The following is a 17456-nucleotide window of genomic DNA, read 5'->3' on the forward strand; positions in this document are numbered from 1 at the left end:
TTATGAACAGCGCTCTCAATTTTCAAAAATTAGTTCTAAAGTTTAAAAATAATGAATTAAAGCTGAAATTCAAATCGGTTATAGTTGGAGTTATTATGTTAAATAATGGATTAACAGGCAGTCGTTTAACCCGTGCCATGCTAGCTCGAGGTGATCAACAAGTGTGGTGCGCAGTGGCTGATTATAGTGATGAAGAAGCGATGCAGGATTTAGTGAATAACGATTTTACTGCTTTTATCGTCTCTTCTAAGGAAAACAGTTTCTTTTGTACAGGTGGTATGGAATGGAAGTTTGCTGTACCGATTAAAATAATTGCACTGACAGCAACTGAAGTAAGTATGAATCACTGCAATTGATTTAAGTTAAATACTGTAATATTTATTTAATGGATACCAAATTAAAGATAATGCGGATTGGTGACATATCTTAGTGAAATTTGCTACCATGAGTTTTTAGATTTTATGATTTAGCTCATTTCACTTAGGTAATACAGACATGGCCAAAAACGCCCTACAGGCTCAACTTTTAAAAGCTGGATTGGTTGATAGCAAAAAAGCCAATAAAATAAGCAAGCAGACGCAGCATGCTAAGCGTACTGGCGATTCATCAAATATTGAAGCTAAAAAAGCTTTGGCAGATGCACAAGCAAAAAAGATAGAGAAAGATCAAAAGCTCAATCAAGAAAAACAACAGATTTTAGAAGAAAAGATGCTAAAAGCCAATATCATTCAAATGATTAAACAGCATCAGTTGACTGAGACAAACGGCGACATCAGTTATCAATTTGTCGATGATGCTAAAGTAAAAAAAATTAATATTACTCAAAAACTATACGATCAAATCGTGGCAGGTCACGTGGTCATTGCTCGTTTAGATGACAGCTATGCGCTACTACCGCGCCCGCTTGCTGATCGTATCGATGCAAAAATGGAAGGCTTTATGGTGGTATCAAATGATACCGCAGAAGATGAGCTGGCAGAAGATGATCCGTATGCAGCTTACGTGATTCCAGATGATTTGATGTGGTAGTCAATATTATAAAAAATGCTATTGAAAAAGCCCTATTGATTATCGATAGGGCTTTTTATTTTCCAAACATCTTAGCTAGCATCTATATATCATGTATATTTATAGCTAGAAAAATTAGCTCACCTTGGCAAGCTCTTCATGTTTTAAACCAATCGTTCTCAGCTTACCTTTATCATCCACTTCTTTAATGACCAGTGACCACTCATCACTGATCGCGACCGTATCGCCCGATACTGGCTTTATATCCAAGTTATCTATGACATATTCAGCAACCGTTTGCTCCCACATGCTTTTTGAGCTGTCTTCAGGTTTTGACTTTAACTTATCTACCAAAGATTCTGAGGTCATAATGCCAGTAAAAAACGGCAAATCGCCAAGCTTCACACTGGGTGATAATAGCCAATCACCATAAAAGTCATCAATGGCTTTATGGTTTAAGGTTGTATCATTAAAAATCTTCGCAATTTGACTGGCATGGTTACCTCTCATCGCGTACCACACTCTATCACCAAATTTGAGCTTGGTCGTTTCTTCAACTATCACAATATGTTGCCTACGCACTAAGGCAAATATACTAATTTCATCAGGGCTAATGCGCTTAGAGATGCCCATCGGATGACGGTCAATCGCAAACGCCCCTGATTTTACTTCAAATTCATATAAAGTAATGCTCGCCCTATCAGATACCCACACTTCATGCTCTGCTTCTGGGTCTTTATTACTAGGAATACGCACTTTGAATAAATTTGCCATGATAGGAATGGTCGTGCCTTGTAAAATTAAAGACAAAACCACCACGCCAAAGGCAATATCAAATAACATAAAAGCGCCATCTATCCCTGCCATCACGGGTAAAATCGCAAGGGTAATAGGCACCGCGCCGCGTAGCCCTACCCAAGATATAAAGCCGATCTCTCTGTCTTTAAATTTAAATGGCTTAACGCTGGTATAAACGGCGATAGGACGGGCAACCAAAATCATAAAGGCAGCAATCGCGACTGAATAATACCAGACATTGATAACGTTCGATGGCGTAACCAACAAACCCAATACCACAAATAGCACTGCTTGTGATAGCCAAGCAAAGCTATCCATCACCCGCATGACATGCTCGGTTGAGCGGACTTTATGGTTACCAATCAGCACACCGGTAAGATAAATCGCCAAAAATCCACTACCACCAATCAAATTAGTAGCGGCAAAGACTGCCAAGCCAGCAGACATAATCAAAATCGCATACATGCCTTCTGCCAACAGTATCTTAGGTAATAGCCTCGCCAATAAATACCCAAACAGCAAACCCATGCCCAAGCCAAAACTCAGCTGCTGTAATAATAATCCCAAAAATCCTAGCACCGTCTGTCCAGCGGGATCGACATTTAAAGCAATCAATCCTGTCACAAGCAAAATGGCCAAAGGGTCGTTGGCACCAGATTCTAGCTCCAGCGTGGCTTGTACACGATCGTTAAGTTTGACACCGCCATTACGCAGCAATGAAAATACCGCTGCCGCATCGGTCGAGCCGACGATTGCGGCCATTAACAGACCAAGCCGCCAATCGACATCGAGTAGCCAAGTCACGAATACACCCAGTATCATGACGGTAGCAAGTACGCCCCAAGTGGCGAGAGTGACGGCTGGCTTTAGACCAACGCGAAACGATTTAAAAGACGTACGCAGTCCACCATCCAGCAAGATACAAGCCAGCGCCGCCTGCCCCACAAAGTTCGCTATCCCATATTGGGAAAACTCAATACCCAAAATACCTTCTTCACCCGCCAGCATTCCAACTATTAAAAACAATAATAATAAAGGGACGCCCAAACGTGCTGACAAGGTACTTGCCATAATACTGGCAAAAATTAATACTGCTCCTACTAGATAAAGGATATTTAAGGTATCCATGTTGTTTTATGCCCTATTTTAATCGTTATTTTATTCACTGTTATCACAGTATTGGCTTTACCCTCCTGCAGGTTGTAGCCCATATATAGTAAAAATAATCAAATGTACTCAAAGTATCAAAAGACTAAAGTTATCCAAATCAAAAACCTGACTGTATTTTATAACATACAATCTGGCAGGCAGCCCTTATTAAACGGCGATATTGAGCAATTTAATTAAAAACCTCTCATTTATATAGAAAACGCTATTTATATCTAAAAAAAGCCCTATTTAGCATTGATACTAAATAGGGCTTTTTACGGTTAACAAATTTTATATTTGTTAGACTTATACAGACTACTTTTACTAAACAGTTAAAAAGTCTCTTTATTTAGGTTTAAGCGCCGCGCTGATATCAGCCAATAACGGTGGTATGTCATGCTTGTCTGCTATCACCTCTAACATAACCAGCTTATCTTTTGTTGCGGCAGCTTTTTTCAGAGCAGCTTTTAACTCGCCCGCCGTTTCCACTTTAAGTATTAAGCTATTATCCTTGGTAGCGCCAAATGCCAGCGGCATCAATTGCCAATTACATGTAGGAATATCATTATAGCATTGGTTTTCACCATGAATGGCACGCTCGACGGTATAGCCATCATTATTAATCAGTACAATCACAGGATTAATGCGCTCTTTAATCATTACTGCAATTTCTTGAATGGTCAATAAAGCAGAACCATCACCAATCAATAAGATACTACGCTTATGCGGCGAAGCGATAGCACCGCCTAAACTTGCAGGCAAGGTATAACCAATTGAGCCCCACATCGGCTGACCATACGAAGTCACACCTGCTGGTAGACGCACATCGCTGATACCAAAATAAGCCGTACCTTGATCAGAGAACACCAAGTTCTTATCATCGAGGGCATCAGCAATAATATGCCACAAGTCATCTTGTCGGATAGGCTCGTCATCCTTGCCATTTTGCTCATGCGGCTTCATTTCTTGACAGAATTGCTTAGGTATAATGGTAATACCTGAGGTCATCACCTCATGCAATACTTGTAAAGCATCTTTTAAAGCGATAGGCGCAAAGTTTTTGCCGGCAATGCTAGCGCGCTCATAATGCAAATCAACCACTACATTTTCATCAATGTCTTGGCTAAAGCCTGCTGTAGTGGTGTCAGTATATTGCACACCAATTTTTATCAAACATTCGCAGTTTTCCACCGCATCTTTGACCACTGGGCGCGATGCCACGCCCGCATAAGTTCCCGCCCAACGCTCGCTATTTTCATCGAGCAAGGTTTTACCCCATGATAACGTCGTATAAGGGATATCGGTATCAGCGATTAAAGCCTTGAGCTGATTTTGTAATCCCAAACGATGCACCATTAAGTCTGCCATTAGCGTGGTGGTCTTATTGGGTAAGAACGCTATCAGCGCTTGTTTAAAGTCTGCTAGTGCAGCTTGGCTGGTAATATCTTCTTCACTATCGACAAGCTTGGTCGTCGGTGGATAAATTGGCATTTTTGCCACATCTGGCGATAACATCAAGTACCCCGGACGATGCTTTTTAAGAATCAGACGAATGACGCGATCGATTTCTGAGGCAGCGTTATCAGGCGTAATCTGCGCACGTGCCACAGTAACAGGCTCTACCATTTTAATAAAATGGTTAAACACACCGTCACCCAATGTATGGTGGATACGACCTTTTGAATCTTGCAAAGCCATACTAGGCGCACCAACGATATGCAGTACTGGCGCATACTCAGCAAAAGAGCCTGCGGTGGCATTAATCGCTGACAATTCACCGACACCAAAAGTGGTCACCATAGCAGCAAAGCCACGCTCTCGTGCGTAACCATCAGCAGCGTAGCCTGCATTTAACTCATTGGTATTACCTACCCAGCGCAATTTATCAGAGGCGAGCACATTATCTAAAAACGTTAGATTAAAATCACCCGGTACGCCAAATATCTCAGTAGCGCCCGCCTCAGCGACACGATCAAATAAATAATCAGCGATAGTGTATTGCTTACTCATGTTGCTTATCCTTAAGACTTGTTTTATAAATAATCATAGTTATAACTGTGATTGAAAATTATTATAAAGCTGTATTCCAGCCTATTTATGAAAAGCAAAGCTTTTGGAATGCAGATTATAACAATCTGTTATATCATAGTTTTATACTGGAATAACATGCCTACTTTGCTAACTTTTACTTTTTTTCTTGATGACTATTGACACACTCAAAAAACTGCGTATAATACGCCATCATCAACTGACGATAGTTAATTGATAATTAGCGGGAATAGCTCAGTGGTAGAGCATAACCTTGCCAAGGTTGGGGTCGAGAGTTCGAATCTCTTTTCCCGCTCCAAATACTTAAAAAGCCTCACTTAACAGTGAGGCTTTTTTTTGTCCAAATTTCATAGGTTACAGCGGTTTTTCAACAAAACTATCTTGGTAATAATTAAGAAAAACTAACTAACTAAAAGGGGCGTTTTTAGAGCGGTGCCCATTTGGTGCCCAAACCGTGCCCTGCCCTAAAACTGCATATAAGTATCTGACCACAACCTAGCCATTTTTGGTTCAAAAACCATCATGACACCTAACCTAGTGAATTTGGCACTATGCTGATTTTTGAACCCAACCTCAATTCAGCAAAAAACGTGTTTTTTAGAGGTCTAAATTTTCTAAAATGCATTTCAGATTTATAACATTCAAAATTAGTTGTCGGTTAAACAGTGATGACTACAACCTAATATTTAAAAGTAATTAGGACGAGTAAAATATGTATCGGCGCTAAGCTTAATGATTTTTAAGACACTGCTAACAACTAGCCTAGTAAGCATTCTAACTTTCTTCTGAAGCTCCTTCCTCACAAACCTCATCTTCTTCATAGAGGATAATATCTCCAGGTGTGCAATCTAAAAGCTTACAAAGCTCATTTAATGAATCAAAGTCTATTCTCGTGACTTCATTATTGTACATCCGATATAAAGTAGATCTTCCTAGTTTACACATCCTGTCAGCATCCGCTACGCGGATGCCTCTTTGTGCAAATAAAACAGGTAAATTGAGCTTAATCATACATAAAATCCCTAAAGTGATAAAAAAGTGCTTGCAAGTGATAATATATACAGATAATATGTACTCATTAGTGATAATTAATAACCCACTAATAGTAAATTTATTTCACATGGAGAACTATTATGTCACAGACTTATCTCACTACTCAAGAATTAGCTGAACGTATCAAATACGACGCCCGTACTATCCGTAACCAACTTAAGGACACTGTTTTGATTGAGAACATCCATTACATTCGTCCTTTTGGCGGCCGTAAGATTTTATATGTATGGGAGCGTATCGAAGAAGATATGTGCAAGCCGGTTATGAGTGCCATCAACGGTATGGCTTTACAGTAAGTTTTATTTAAACAAGGAGATTAACAATGGCATCAGTAAGAGCAAGGCGTGGCAAATTATTTATAGATTTCACATTTATGAATATTCGTTGCCGCGAGACGACAAACTTCCCTGACACTCCAGCAAACGTTAAAAAGCTGACTTTAGTCGCAAAAAAAATGGAAGCAGAAATAACCCTAGGTATCTTTGACTATGGCGTTTACTTTCCGAAGAGTACGCGTTTAAAAGAGATGACAGCACTGGCTGATAGAGCGGAAGCTTGTATCAGTCGTAATCCAACCTTTAGGCAGTTTTCAGAGATTTGGTATGAGGAGAAGAAGATTGAATGGCGGCCAAGCTACCGGCAAAAGACGCAGATTATTTTGAACAAGTACTTGTTACCTGAGTTTGGTGGTAAAGCGGTACATGCCATTAAAAAACCAGACTTGCTGACCTTCCGTAGCTCTCTCGCCAAAGTTCGTTACGGTAAAGATGGTCAGTCAAGTCTGTCAGTAGCACGGATCAACCAGATCATGATACTTCTTCGTATGATACTAGAAGAAGCATCAGATCGCCATGAGTTTGAGATGCCTTATAAAAATATTAAGAATCTCAAACAAGCGCGTCCGGATGTGAATCCTTTTACACTTTCTGAGGTATGGCTGATTTTAAAGCATGTTCGTGGTGATTATAGGCCCTACTACACCATTCGCTTTTTTACGGGAATGCGTACCAGTGAGATTGATGGGCTTAAGTGGGACTGTATTAACTTTGATCGGCGTGAGATCAGTATCAGAGGGGCGTTAGTCAATGGTGAGATGGGTCCGACGAAGACATTAGGCTCACAGCGTGATATTGCGATGTCACAGTTAGTGTATGACGCCTTACTAGAGCAGAAGGCACGTACCTTTGGTAAGTCAGAGTTTGTGTTTTGCAATTCACAAGGCAATCCAATGGAGTATCGCAATGTGAATAGGCGGGTGTGGAAACCCACCCTTGCCCTACTCGGTTTGAATCACAGGCGGGCTTATCAGACTCGGCACACGGCAGCGACGCTCTGGCTCGCTGCTGGTGAGAACCCTGAGTGGATAGCGCGGCAGATGGGTCACAGTAGTACAGAGATGCTGTTTCGAGTGTATAGCCGTTATGTGCCTGATATCACCCGTCAAGACGGCTCAGCGATGGATAACTTACTACTGGCGAGCAAGGAGAAGCTAACCAGCGCATCGAATAGCTCTGAACCTAAAACACTAAACACGAATGCACAAGCAGACAAGGAGACGTCACAATGAAAGTCATCAATTATGAGCAGCTGTTTGGTGAGTTTAAACCCGACGGTGCGATCAGTGTAGATGCAAATGAGATTGCTAATACGCTTATTCGTGAGCTTTATATCCAAACAGGCACTGGTTTAGCTCGGTTCTTGGAAGTGAGGTCTTGTTTCAATAATCATATGGCGATGCGGGTATGGGTGCAGAAGCGCTTAGATGCTCAGGATGGGTACTTTGTAGAAGATATGAGCAGTAAGCTTCAGAGCGAGCTTTATGAGCTATTACCTCACTATGGCTGTGGCAGCTACTAAGGAGAATGTGATGAGTGTAAAGCTTCAGCCGAATATGACGCAGAATGCACGAGATCTAAGAATCTGTGAGGATTACTGGTCATATGATAATAAAAGTGATTATATCGCGCATGTAGAAACCATCTGTGAAAAGTATGAGATTAGCACTCAAGTACTGTTCGAGACAGTCGGTGAATGTTTTGCTTATTTAGATGATGTGCGATGCGAGTACTGTGGTTATGTGTGTCCTTTACAGGTACCAGCAGACATCCCATATATGCGTGCAAAAGAGAGCTGGTGCTGTGAGGTATGTGAGCATGCTGTATGGCGGAAACATAATCATAGATAAGTTATTCAAAGTTTTAAAGCCAGACAGCTTCGGTTGCCTGGCTTTTTCGTGCGCGGCATATCTTCTCTTAAATACAGCTTAAATTTAGTGTTCCACTACAAGGTTGAGGTGGTTGATTTTTTTCGTCAAGATAGCCCAAGCTAAGGCATCTAAAAAAGGTAGAGAGTGGTATGAGCCAAGTTTAGGCTAAAAACTTGGCTTCAAAAGGTAAATACAGGAAAAAAGTTAGTTTAAAATTGACTGTAGTCCACTTTAACGAGTTTAGATTGCTGAACCTTTTTTAGTTTGAATGTCTTGGTCTTTTCATCCCAAATGTTGACATAATAGGTGATAAGTTGTTTACCAGTGGTTTCGTTGACTTTCTCGCCTTCACAATTGCGGCTGATAACTAAGCGGCTATTGGGATAGAAAGCCAAACGCTCGTTGTCATCGAGTTCCGCTCCGTCTGCGAAGCATTCTGCGCCACTTTCATAAGGGGTGACACTATCCTCAGTTTCACCCAGTGGGATACCGTATACTTTGCCAGTACGTTTATCAATCATAGCCCCTGAAACACAGCTTGTACCACAGCCTCAGGTTGTTACGATATAGTTACCCGCGAAGTTAATTTCACCATCTTTATGAGCTGCTTTCAGACGAGTACGAAAAGAGCTCCAGTCACCTAATTTTAAGGGTGCTTGTTTACCGTTATAAATTTTAGCAGGGTATTTTTCAAAGCTGTAACCAGCGATGGTTTCAGCATGAGAAGTAGAGATACAAGCCAGAGCAAAACAAAGACAAGCCGTAAGCTTTTTCATAAGAATTCCTTTTTTAATAGGGGTCAGTACAGAAAACGAAAATTATAGTATGGTAAGCACATTTGTTTAATTATACATAAACTCAATTAAATAAGTTTTTCTGAAATTACTTATTAAAACAATAATCTGATAAGGTTTAGTAAAGTCTTACAAGCTGTATGTTGAGCTTGAATACAATCAAACTAGAATTCAAAAGGGTTTGGGGATGAAATCACCTAGACAGGTTTATCATAAGTTTTATTGCAACGCCGCTTGATTAAAATCTCCCAGGTTTGGTTCTAGGGATTTAACAGCATACCCCATCGATCCAACGGTAGCTTGAGCCGACGCCTAACCTTGGTTAGCAGCTTTTTTATACCATTCAACCGCCTTTGCATTATCTTCTGCCATACCATGCGCATTTTTATACATCCAACCTAGGTTATATTGCGCTTCTGGATATCCTTGGTTAGCAGACTTTTGGTACCACTTAAAAGCTTGAGCATAATCTTGATCTATTTCTTCGCCATAGTCGTACATTAGCGCAAGGCGATACTGTGCATCAGCGTCGCCTTGTCGGGCTAATGTCTTAGTGGTTGCGAAGTCTGCGGCGATGACTGGTACACTTAGCCCAAGCGATAAAGCTAAAATCATCATTGTATGGATAAAAATAATTTTCATTATATAGAGCTCCATGGCTTAGCTTTAATAACGTCAAGACCCTTATAGTGATAAATTTTTATCTATTTTAAGGCTGATTTATGAATACTTTATCAATGATTATCTATAAAGCAGCGGTTACTGATTGCAGCGCATTTCTACTCCATTGCCACAAGCTTTATCTAACCATATATCAGCTTGAGCTTTATCTTGCGGCACCCCTCTGCCATAGTTGTACATCGTGCCGATGACATATGCTGCCATAGTATCACCTTGCTTAGCCGCTTTGAGATACCAGTTAAACGCTTGCTTATAATCTTGGCTTACACCATAGCCATTCTCAAACATCCATGCCAGATTGTACTGAGATTCAGATAATCCCTGAGCGGCGGACTTTTGATACCACATAAACGCTTTGGCATAATCCTTAGCAATACCACTGCCGTTCTCATACATCGCCCCAAGATTATTTTGCGCATCGACTTGTCCTTGTTTAGCCGCTTTTTGATACCAGTCAAATGCTTTGCTATGGCTTTGAGCAACGCCTTCGCCATGACTGTACATAACCCCAAGATTATACTGCGCTTCGTCATAACCTTGATCAGCGGATTGCTGCCACCACTGCCTAGCCTTGGTATAATCTTGCTCTACCCCTCTGCCAAAGTAGTGCATAGCGCCGAGAACGTATTGAGCCTTTGCTTGTCCCTGATTGGCAGCTTTGGTGAGCCATTCGACCGCTTTATTATAGTCCCGCTCCACACCATTGCCTTCGTGATAGAGGACGCCAAGCTCAAACTGAGCATCCGCATTACCTTGTCTAGCAGCCTTTTGATACCACTCAATCGTTTTAACTTGATTTTGAGGTCTGTTTTCTTTATTAAGGCTTAGGAGCTGCAAGTTATTCTTAGCGCCATTATTCCCTTGAGAGGCAGATTTTAAGTACCACTCTATGGCTTTGCTATCACTCTGCTCGATCCCTTCACCTTTGTGATAAAGAGCACCAACATTGAACTGCCCCTTAGCATCGCCTTGCTCTGCGGCTTTTAGATACCACTCAAAAGCTTTAGCCGAATCCTGCTTAACACCTTTGCCTTTATCGTATAATTCGCCAAGATTATTTTGAGCCTCAGCATTACCTTGAGAGGCAGCTTTTAAATACCATTCAAACGCCTTGGCATAATCTTGCTCAACGCCTTTTCCGATATAATATTTAAAACCAAGGCGGTATTGAAAATCCGCATCATCTTGCTCTGCCATAGCTTGAGTTGTTGAAAATTCTGCTGCAACCGCTGGAAATGTTAGCCCGAGCGATAAGCTGAAAACTAGTGTTTTATGAATGACAGAAGTTTTAAATGTAGCCATGACTAACACTCCCATTACAAAAAAGAAAATATCTAAACAATTAAAAGCAATAGCGACTTCTTAATTCTAACTATATTTAGCTTTGTTGGATATCGATATTAGATCTCTTGTAAAAGTACCATTCTATTGGATGCTACTAGCAAAATTTTAAAAGGCTAGCAGCAATTTAGGCAAGAGTTCTGAACCACTCCGGTATTATCATAATATCTCAGAATGGAGAGTCTCTGCCAATACCTGGGCGGTTCAGTTGTTCGATTTTTTTGTAGTGGGTAGCCAATAGCAGTAGCATTATTTCTCACTATTTAAAGGTACAAATAACTTCGTCATAATTGTTATCTATACTTTGTAGTCCCAAACTCTCATATTCTGGTTTAAAAAACTCCTCTAAACTTTTTGCGATACCAAATTCCGTATTGGAACCAGAGTTGCTAGGCATTGTTACGTCATACAAATATAAAGGTTGAAATCCCTTCTTCTCCCACTTATAAAACTTTTGGACAAAACGTGAATCAACATCACAATTAGAAGAAATACGGGTTAAATCGTTTTGACTAAAGAAATCATTAAGTTCATAAATACCACCAAGAGACTCATCTTCCGTTATGCCTTGACCTGAACTAAGAGTAATAATATTCGGCTGGCTCTTGGTACCATATGCTGCCATCGAACTGGTTTCATTTAAACTTGCACTGATATAATAGTTTGGATCCTCGGGACGATAGCCATTTTTAACCGGTGTTTTATTAAACCATTTTTCTGCATAGGGTATTGCCACTAGCTTATCCCATGTCCAATTCTCATTAGGCTTTAAGGCAATATAGTCGGTTATTGCAATGAATTGCGGCGTCCCATTACTCTTCGCCTCTAAGGCTTCTTCCTCTAAGGCTTCAGATTCATCGGCAAGTTGATTATCAGCATCACCTATACCATCTGGGCATTGAGTTTCCTTACCTTTTTTATCAATGCAGAAGGTACGACCTTCTTTATCATTAACGACAGCAATGCCGTTACTAAAGTCTATTAGGCCTTCAGTATCATCCCAATAAGCCTTGGTAAACTGCATTGGAATTACAAGCTTACCTGTCTTATCGATATATCCATATTTAAGGTTGTCACTGTTCTCCTCATAATTAAAGACAGCAGCCAACCCGTCTGAGAAATCACTGACTATTTCATATGCTAAGTTTATTGAGATAATAGATTTATTAGTGGTATCAACATAGCCCCATTTACCGTCCTTCTTAACAGCGATGAGCGACTCGCTTAAGTTGCCCATACTTTCATACATAAAGGGTATGACCACCTCATTCTGCTTATTAATCAGTCCATATTTACTTTCATAATCTTCTGGATCTTTAGGTGAACGAGCTGCTGTGGCAAAACCCTCTTGGAAATCAGCTAAAGCTTGGTATTCAAAAGGGATAACAGTTTTACCCTGTTTATCAATAGCACCATACAAACCTTCAGCACTGACAATAGCGAGTCCATCTGAGAAACTGCTTGCCCACTCATACTGCGGCTCTATGACTACCTTACCCTTAGTGCCAATAAAACCATATTTATCGTTTTTATTAACGGCAGCCAAGCCTTCTGAAAAGTCATTAAACTCTAACGACTCTCCACTCTCTCCTGCCACGATCGCATCAAACTCAAACGGAATAATTAATTGTCCATCTTTATCGATATAGCCCACTCTATCAGTTTTATCATGTTCATCGTTACTCTGCTTAATTACCCCTGCAAGCCCATCTCTTAAGCAACCGACTTGGTCATAGCCCTCTACATCAGGTATAACGCACTTTTCTTCTTTTTTATCACTTTCGACTTCTGAGGTACTAACTGCCTCTTTGTCACTAACTGATGAAGGCTTCACTTCGGCATTATTTTTGTCACTACATCCTGACATGGCGAGAAGGCTAAAAACTAAGGGTAAATAGATACGTTTCAATACAACAGTCCTTATTTAATTGAAATACTTAGAAATTTAAGATTTATATGGATATTTAATAATCATTTCTAAGAGTGTGATTAGACCTCTTACAAAAGTACCAGCTCATTGACTTCCACTGACAGAGTTAAAAGGTTTAGAGATGACTTATGCAAGAGGTCTATTTTGTTACTTAATCACGCAACCATTGAATGATTAGCCGTACAAGAAAGGAATTTACAGTGTGATAACAATTTTAGCGAGATTGTGCTTTTAAGCAAGCTTATATATCAACTAATTTTTGGAATGGCTTATTACTTGATACTTGTTATAAATGGAAATAATGATTAAAACTTACTCTATATGCGTTATAGACAACTATTAAGGAGGCTTATAGAAATTAGAGATAGCATATTCAAATAAAGATTCTATAGATTTTTTTAGCGAATAAAAGTTTATCAAATTGTTTTAGATATTTACTAATGTTAATATTCATTACTAATTATTACTGTAATGTAAACGCATGCATATACAGTAAACTGTTAAAAAAAGTCTGTATTTATGCTTATCCAGCAATAGTAGTTAATGACTTTAACCTCAGTGTCGTCCCATGTCGTTTTATTAATACCTAACACTATTAGGTATTCAGGAGAGATGTTTTGAAAAAGTTTTTACCTTGGTTAGTTGGATTATTGGTTATATTTGCAATTTATCTTTATGCATCGCCCTATCTCGTTCTAAATAATATTAAAAATGCCGCTGAACAAGGAGATGCCGATAAACTTTCAGGTTACATTGACTTTCCTAGCGTTAAGCAAAGCATGAAGGATCAAGTCAAGGCCGCTATGGTTGAAGAGCTTGCTGCAAGTGATGAGCAAGATGGCTTTGAGGCTTTAGGCACAATGTTAGCCGCAGCTATGATAGATCCACTCATTGATGGCGTGATAACACCAGATGGTGTTGCGCTCATGCTCCAAGGGCAAGAGTTAGATTTTAGCTTAAATAAAAATTCTGAAAGTAAGCCTAAATCTAAAGAAAAAGATATTGATTATAAAACTAGCTACCTATCATTTAATCGATTCAAAGTTCAAATCATTGATGCAAATGATTCGGATGAGTCAATAGATGTGATCATGCATAGAGATTGGCTTAGCTGGAAGGTGACAAGGATTAATTTCTCTCTAGACTTAAAAGATAAAAAGTCTAAAGAGAAAGTCGAAGAATCATCTGTCGCTGACTTAGACTGGGCTGATGAAGAGGATGCAAGTGAAGCCTATGATGATGTATTCCAAAATCTACGTGAGCAGCAGGATGCTGACGCTACATCAATATCAGACGTGAGTGAGGTTACTTCTGATACTTTGAATGACGACGACTACAATAATGGAACAGGTGCTAACGCTGTCGAAATAACCGGACCACTAACACCAGCACAAGCAGCACGCATTGATTATCTCGTTAATAATGACATTGAGATATCACAAGACATGATAGATTTATTAAACGATTTCACACTTGGTGGTGGTACAGAATCTGATTTACGTAAATTCATTATCGAACGTTCAGGTTATGACGATGGGTATGATGGATTGGAAGATTGTCGTAACCCAGACTTAACAGAAACACAATATATGAACAACTGCACTTAATGCATATTAAAGGCTGCACTAGAAATCACCGTTCGTCGGATCGATATTCTAACGTTAAATTAATCGATATAATTTCAAATACAAATTGAGTTCAAATAAACACCTTCATTCAATAACAAGGAATACAAATTATGACTTTATCCCCTCGCCGTTTACTTCCCCTAATTGCTGCACTTAGCCTTACTGCATATGCCCTACCTGCTCAAGCCTATGAAGGCGAATGCAAGCCACCAAAATCTAATTATAAAGAAGTTTCCTGTACTTCAGATGATAATTATTTTGTTGCAAATGATAATAACTATAAGCCACAAGCTTTATTAAACAAACAGGGCAAAGTGGTAGTGAGTCTAAAAGGCTATGACGATATCGATCAATGGCATGTTAATGATGGCATCTTTGCGGTCTTAAAGAATGATAAAGTCGGCTACATGAATACCCAAGGAAAGCTCGTAGTACCAGCCATTTACGACAGCATGCAAGATCCTGATGATAAATACGATGAGACATGGGCTGAATCGCCATCGCAAGGCCGTATTATAGTTGCCAAAGGCGGGAAATTAGGCATTATCGATACCTCTAATAAGGTCATTATGCCTTTTAGTAATAAATACAGTTCTATTGAATCCTTTAGCGAAGGCGCAGCACCTGTGATGTCAAAAGCAGGTAAATGGGGTTTTATTGATAAAGAGGGTAAAGAAATTATTGCTCCGCAGTATGATGGGACAAATGGGCACTTTGGCGGCGTCTACGGCTTCTCTGAAGGACTGGCCGGTATGGAAAAAGGTGGGAAATGGGGCTATATCACTAAGACAGGTAAAGTCGCTATACCCTTTGTTTATGATGAAATACGTCCATTTAAAGAAGGCGTCGCTGGCGTCCTAAAAGGTAATAAATGGGGCTTCATCAATGGCACGAATAAAACCATCATTCCTTTTAAATATGCTGATAGTAATGTTGAACGTTATAGTTCTAACTTTATGGCTGCCAATTATTTTATATTCTGGGATGGTGTAGCAGAAGTTGCAACTATCAATCAGCAAACGGTTTGTATTAATAAATCAGATAAAAAAGTCGCATGTCCGCAATAAGTGCGTTTTGCTATTCATGAATAGTTATTAATTACTTTTACACTTTATTAAACACGTAAAGGTGCTTTGCGAGAAGTATGAGATTAGCGCACAAGTCTTGTTTGAGACGATCGCTCAGTGTTATGCCTACTTAGACGATGTTGTATGTGAGTACTGCGGTTATTCTTATCAGATTGAAGTACCGGCAGACATCCCTTATATGCATGCAAAAGACAGTTGGTTATGCGAGCATGCTTTATGGCGGACGAATAAAGAAAAAAATGAGCATTAAATATCAAAAAAAGCCAGACAGCTTACGTTGTCTGGCTTTTTTGTGTGTAGTATATCTTCTCTTAAACACAGTCCAAGTTTAGTGTGACACTACATAGGGAACAGTTCAGAAAAACTCACCAGCTTAGTAGAGTTTATACAAAACTCTAATCAGAAATAATTGTCGTATTATTTGGATACCAGTTTCTGCCCATAGTTGCAGCTGCCTTCACGCGCAAAACCATCTTCACCTTCAAGCTTAAAACCTTCTCCATCAAAGGACCAGGCGCGAACCTGACATTCCTCAGAGGTGTCACCCATATGAATAACCTGTATTAAATTGCTATCAACCTTAAATTCAATAGCCAACTCTGGGGTTGATTCTCCACCAAACGGTGGCTGAAAGACTTTCCCAGTGCGAGTGTCAGTAATATAACTCATAACACAAGAGGTACCGCAGCCAAAAGTAATGAAAGAATAATGCCCATTAAAGTTAGCCCCTTCTGCTAAGCCATTGCGTATACGGGTGCGGAACATGCGTGCCGATTTATCACGTCCCTCAAAATCCGGCATAGCAATAGAATGAGCAGAGGTTTTAAGATTTGAATTCTTTGAGTTTGATATAGCAAAAGCATTAAAACTGGGTACGTCAGCAATCAATAGGCTTGGTGCGTATTCAAACCTTTCACTATCCGCACAAGATTGGTTCCAATGTTGAACGCGCTCCTCTTTGGTTTGGCTAAGAGCATGTTTGGCCTGCATGACCCAAGACTCTAGCGTACGCCCCGCAGCAAACAGCTGAATTACCTCAATCTCTGATAGATCGTCGGCAATTCGAGGAGTGTCAAGACGTTCAGCATCCGCCACCACATCAGCTAGGTCGAGCATGCGGCCAAGAATACCGCATTCATGATCCTCGCGATAATAATCTAAGTAATCAACGTCACTTTTGGAGGTGTTCGCATAACCAAGACGGTCAGCTTCAGCCAAATAAAAGGCAGCTCGCTTTTCTACTGCTGGAATTACCGCTCCCCATGACTCAGCATGAGCAGTACTGATAAATGACAGAGTAATGGCTATGACAATATAAACCTGTTTCATGAAAGTATTCCTAGCGCATTTATTGATCATACCAGTCTCCTTCTTTGGGTTAGTATAACCCCTCAAAAGCTGTCCAGTTTTATTATGCTACTACAGCTTTATAAGGCTGAAGTAATGTGTTACCTCAAAGATAGCTGGAATAGTTTTAAGGATATTAAATTGGCAACCCTTGAATGGGTGGCACTTCGAACACAGCTCACGTCTTACAAAGCTAGATCGATAATTAATCGATTTCTAACGCTTCTCAGGTTCAATAAAACCCGTTTGCATAGCCCGGTAATCCCCCCAATAAATAAGAACACTTAGAAATAGAGATTAACTGCTAAAATATACCAGCAGGAGAATCCTATGAAAAAGACACGCTTTACTGATAATCAAATCGTTAATATCCTTAAACAAGCA

Annotated in this window: 18 protein-coding genes and 1 tRNA gene; 10 read left to right on the forward strand and 9 right to left on the reverse strand. The window is 39.9% G+C overall.

Translation table 11 applies throughout. The features are described from left to right. Nucleotides 1-2 precede the first annotated feature (2 nt). Together EPB74_RS12510 and EPB74_RS12515 are read left to right on the forward strand one after the other, a co-directional pair. Nucleotides 3-356, forward strand: coding sequence for a hypothetical protein (locus EPB74_RS12510; RefSeq protein ID WP_274904477.1), 354 nt, complete (start codon nt 3-5; stop codon nt 354-356). A 139-nt stretch (nt 357-495) separates the two neighbouring features. Further along, nucleotides 496-1029, forward strand: coding sequence for a DUF2058 domain-containing protein (locus tag EPB74_RS12515; protein WP_274904478.1), 534 nt, complete (start codon nt 496-498; stop codon nt 1027-1029). Between the two features lie 114 nt (nt 1030-1143). Here EPB74_RS12515 and EPB74_RS12520 read toward each other — a convergent pair whose 3' ends face one another. After that, nucleotides 1144-2934, reverse strand: a complete 1791-nt coding sequence (locus EPB74_RS12520) for a potassium/proton antiporter (protein WP_089555870.1) — start codon at nt 2932-2934, stop codon at nt 1144-1146. Nucleotides 2935-3300: 366 nt separating this feature from the next. Further along, nucleotides 3301-4965 carry an alpha-keto acid decarboxylase family protein gene (locus EPB74_RS12525; protein WP_274904479.1) on the reverse strand — a complete coding sequence of 555 codons (1665 nt, stop codon included), beginning with the start codon at nt 4963-4965 and terminating at the stop codon, nt 3301-3303. A 262-nt stretch (nt 4966-5227) separates the two neighbouring features. Between EPB74_RS12525 and EPB74_RS12530 the strand changes: the two genes are divergently transcribed. Further along, nucleotides 5228-5302: transfer RNA gene (locus EPB74_RS12530), tRNA-Gly, on the forward strand. 476 nt (nt 5303-5778) lie between these two features. Here the strand turns inward: EPB74_RS12530 and EPB74_RS12535 are convergent. Then, entirely contained in the window at nt 5779-6015 is a 237-nt protein-coding gene (locus tag EPB74_RS12535) for a helix-turn-helix domain-containing protein (RefSeq protein ID WP_274904480.1), read from the reverse strand. Nucleotides 6016-6137: 122 nt separating this feature from the next. On the opposite strand from EPB74_RS12535, the gene EPB74_RS12540 reads away from it, so the two are divergent. From EPB74_RS12540 to EPB74_RS12555, 4 genes are read left to right on the forward strand one after another with little or no spacing between them, the layout of a single operon-like run. Then, nucleotides 6138-6353 carry a hypothetical protein gene (locus tag EPB74_RS12540; protein WP_045456309.1) on the forward strand — a complete coding sequence of 72 codons (216 nt, stop codon included), beginning with the start codon at nt 6138-6140 and terminating at the stop codon, nt 6351-6353. A 26-nt stretch (nt 6354-6379) separates the two neighbouring features. Further along, complete coding sequence (locus EPB74_RS12545) at nt 6380-7624, forward strand: site-specific integrase (protein ID WP_274904481.1); 1245 nt, start codon at nt 6380-6382, stop codon at nt 7622-7624. Beyond that, on the forward strand, nt 7621-7914 hold the full coding sequence (locus EPB74_RS12550) for a hypothetical protein (protein WP_274904482.1): 294 nt from the start codon (nt 7621-7623) through the stop codon (nt 7912-7914). Before EPB74_RS12545 ends, EPB74_RS12550 begins: the two co-directional genes overlap by 4 nt. A 10-nt stretch (nt 7915-7924) precedes the next feature. Further along, nucleotides 7925-8242 (forward strand): hypothetical protein, encoded by a 318-nt coding sequence (locus EPB74_RS12555; RefSeq protein WP_274904483.1) that lies wholly within the window; start codon nt 7925-7927, stop codon nt 8240-8242. Between the two features lie 230 nt (nt 8243-8472). On the opposite strand, the gene EPB74_RS12560 is transcribed toward EPB74_RS12555, so the two are convergent. The 5 genes from EPB74_RS12560 to EPB74_RS12580 all read right to left on the reverse strand — a co-directional run bounded on the left by EPB74_RS12560 (nt 8473) and on the right by EPB74_RS12580 (nt 12988). Beyond that, nucleotides 8473-8784, reverse strand: a complete 312-nt coding sequence (locus EPB74_RS12560) for a hypothetical protein (RefSeq protein ID WP_274904484.1) — start codon at nt 8782-8784, stop codon at nt 8473-8475. 30 nt (nt 8785-8814) lie between these two features. Beyond that, nucleotides 8815-9039 (reverse strand): hypothetical protein, encoded by a 225-nt coding sequence (locus EPB74_RS12565; protein ID WP_274904485.1) that lies wholly within the window; start codon nt 9037-9039, stop codon nt 8815-8817. A gap of 330 nt (nt 9040-9369) precedes the next feature. Beyond that, entirely contained in the window at nt 9370-9699 is a 330-nt protein-coding gene (locus tag EPB74_RS12570; protein WP_274904486.1) for a tetratricopeptide repeat protein, read from the reverse strand. A gap of 117 nt (nt 9700-9816) precedes the next feature. Next, nucleotides 9817-11040, reverse strand: a complete 1224-nt coding sequence (locus EPB74_RS12575) for an SEL1-like repeat protein (protein ID WP_274904487.1) — start codon at nt 11038-11040, stop codon at nt 9817-9819. A 298-nt stretch (nt 11041-11338) separates the two neighbouring features. After that, nucleotides 11339-12988, reverse strand: a complete 1650-nt coding sequence (locus EPB74_RS12580; protein WP_274904488.1) for a WG repeat-containing protein — start codon at nt 12986-12988, stop codon at nt 11339-11341. Nucleotides 12989-13626: 638 nt separating this feature from the next. Here EPB74_RS12580 and EPB74_RS12585 point away from each other — a divergent pair. The 3 genes from EPB74_RS12585 (at nt 13627) to EPB74_RS12595 (ending at nt 15975) form a co-directional block, all read left to right on the forward strand. Beyond that, nucleotides 13627-14616 (forward strand): DUF2939 domain-containing protein, encoded by a 990-nt coding sequence (locus EPB74_RS12585; RefSeq protein WP_274904489.1) that lies wholly within the window; start codon nt 13627-13629, stop codon nt 14614-14616. A 131-nt stretch (nt 14617-14747) separates the two neighbouring features. Beyond that, entirely contained in the window at nt 14748-15704 is a 957-nt protein-coding gene (locus EPB74_RS12590) for a WG repeat-containing protein (protein WP_274904490.1), read from the forward strand. Nucleotides 15705-15801: 97 nt separating this feature from the next. Beyond that, a complete protein-coding gene (locus EPB74_RS12595; protein ID WP_274904491.1) occupies nt 15802-15975 on the forward strand; it encodes a hypothetical protein in 174 nt (57 codons plus the stop codon). A gap of 167 nt (nt 15976-16142) precedes the next feature. Here EPB74_RS12595 and EPB74_RS12600 read toward each other — a convergent pair whose 3' ends face one another. Continuing rightward, nucleotides 16143-17054 (reverse strand): hypothetical protein, encoded by a 912-nt coding sequence (locus EPB74_RS12600; RefSeq protein WP_274904492.1) that lies wholly within the window; start codon nt 17052-17054, stop codon nt 16143-16145. Nucleotides 17055-17456 lie beyond the last annotated feature (402 nt).

This window comes from Psychrobacter sp. DAB_AL62B, assembly GCF_028895345.1.
Taxonomy (GTDB): Bacteria; Pseudomonadota; Gammaproteobacteria; order Pseudomonadales; family Moraxellaceae; genus Psychrobacter.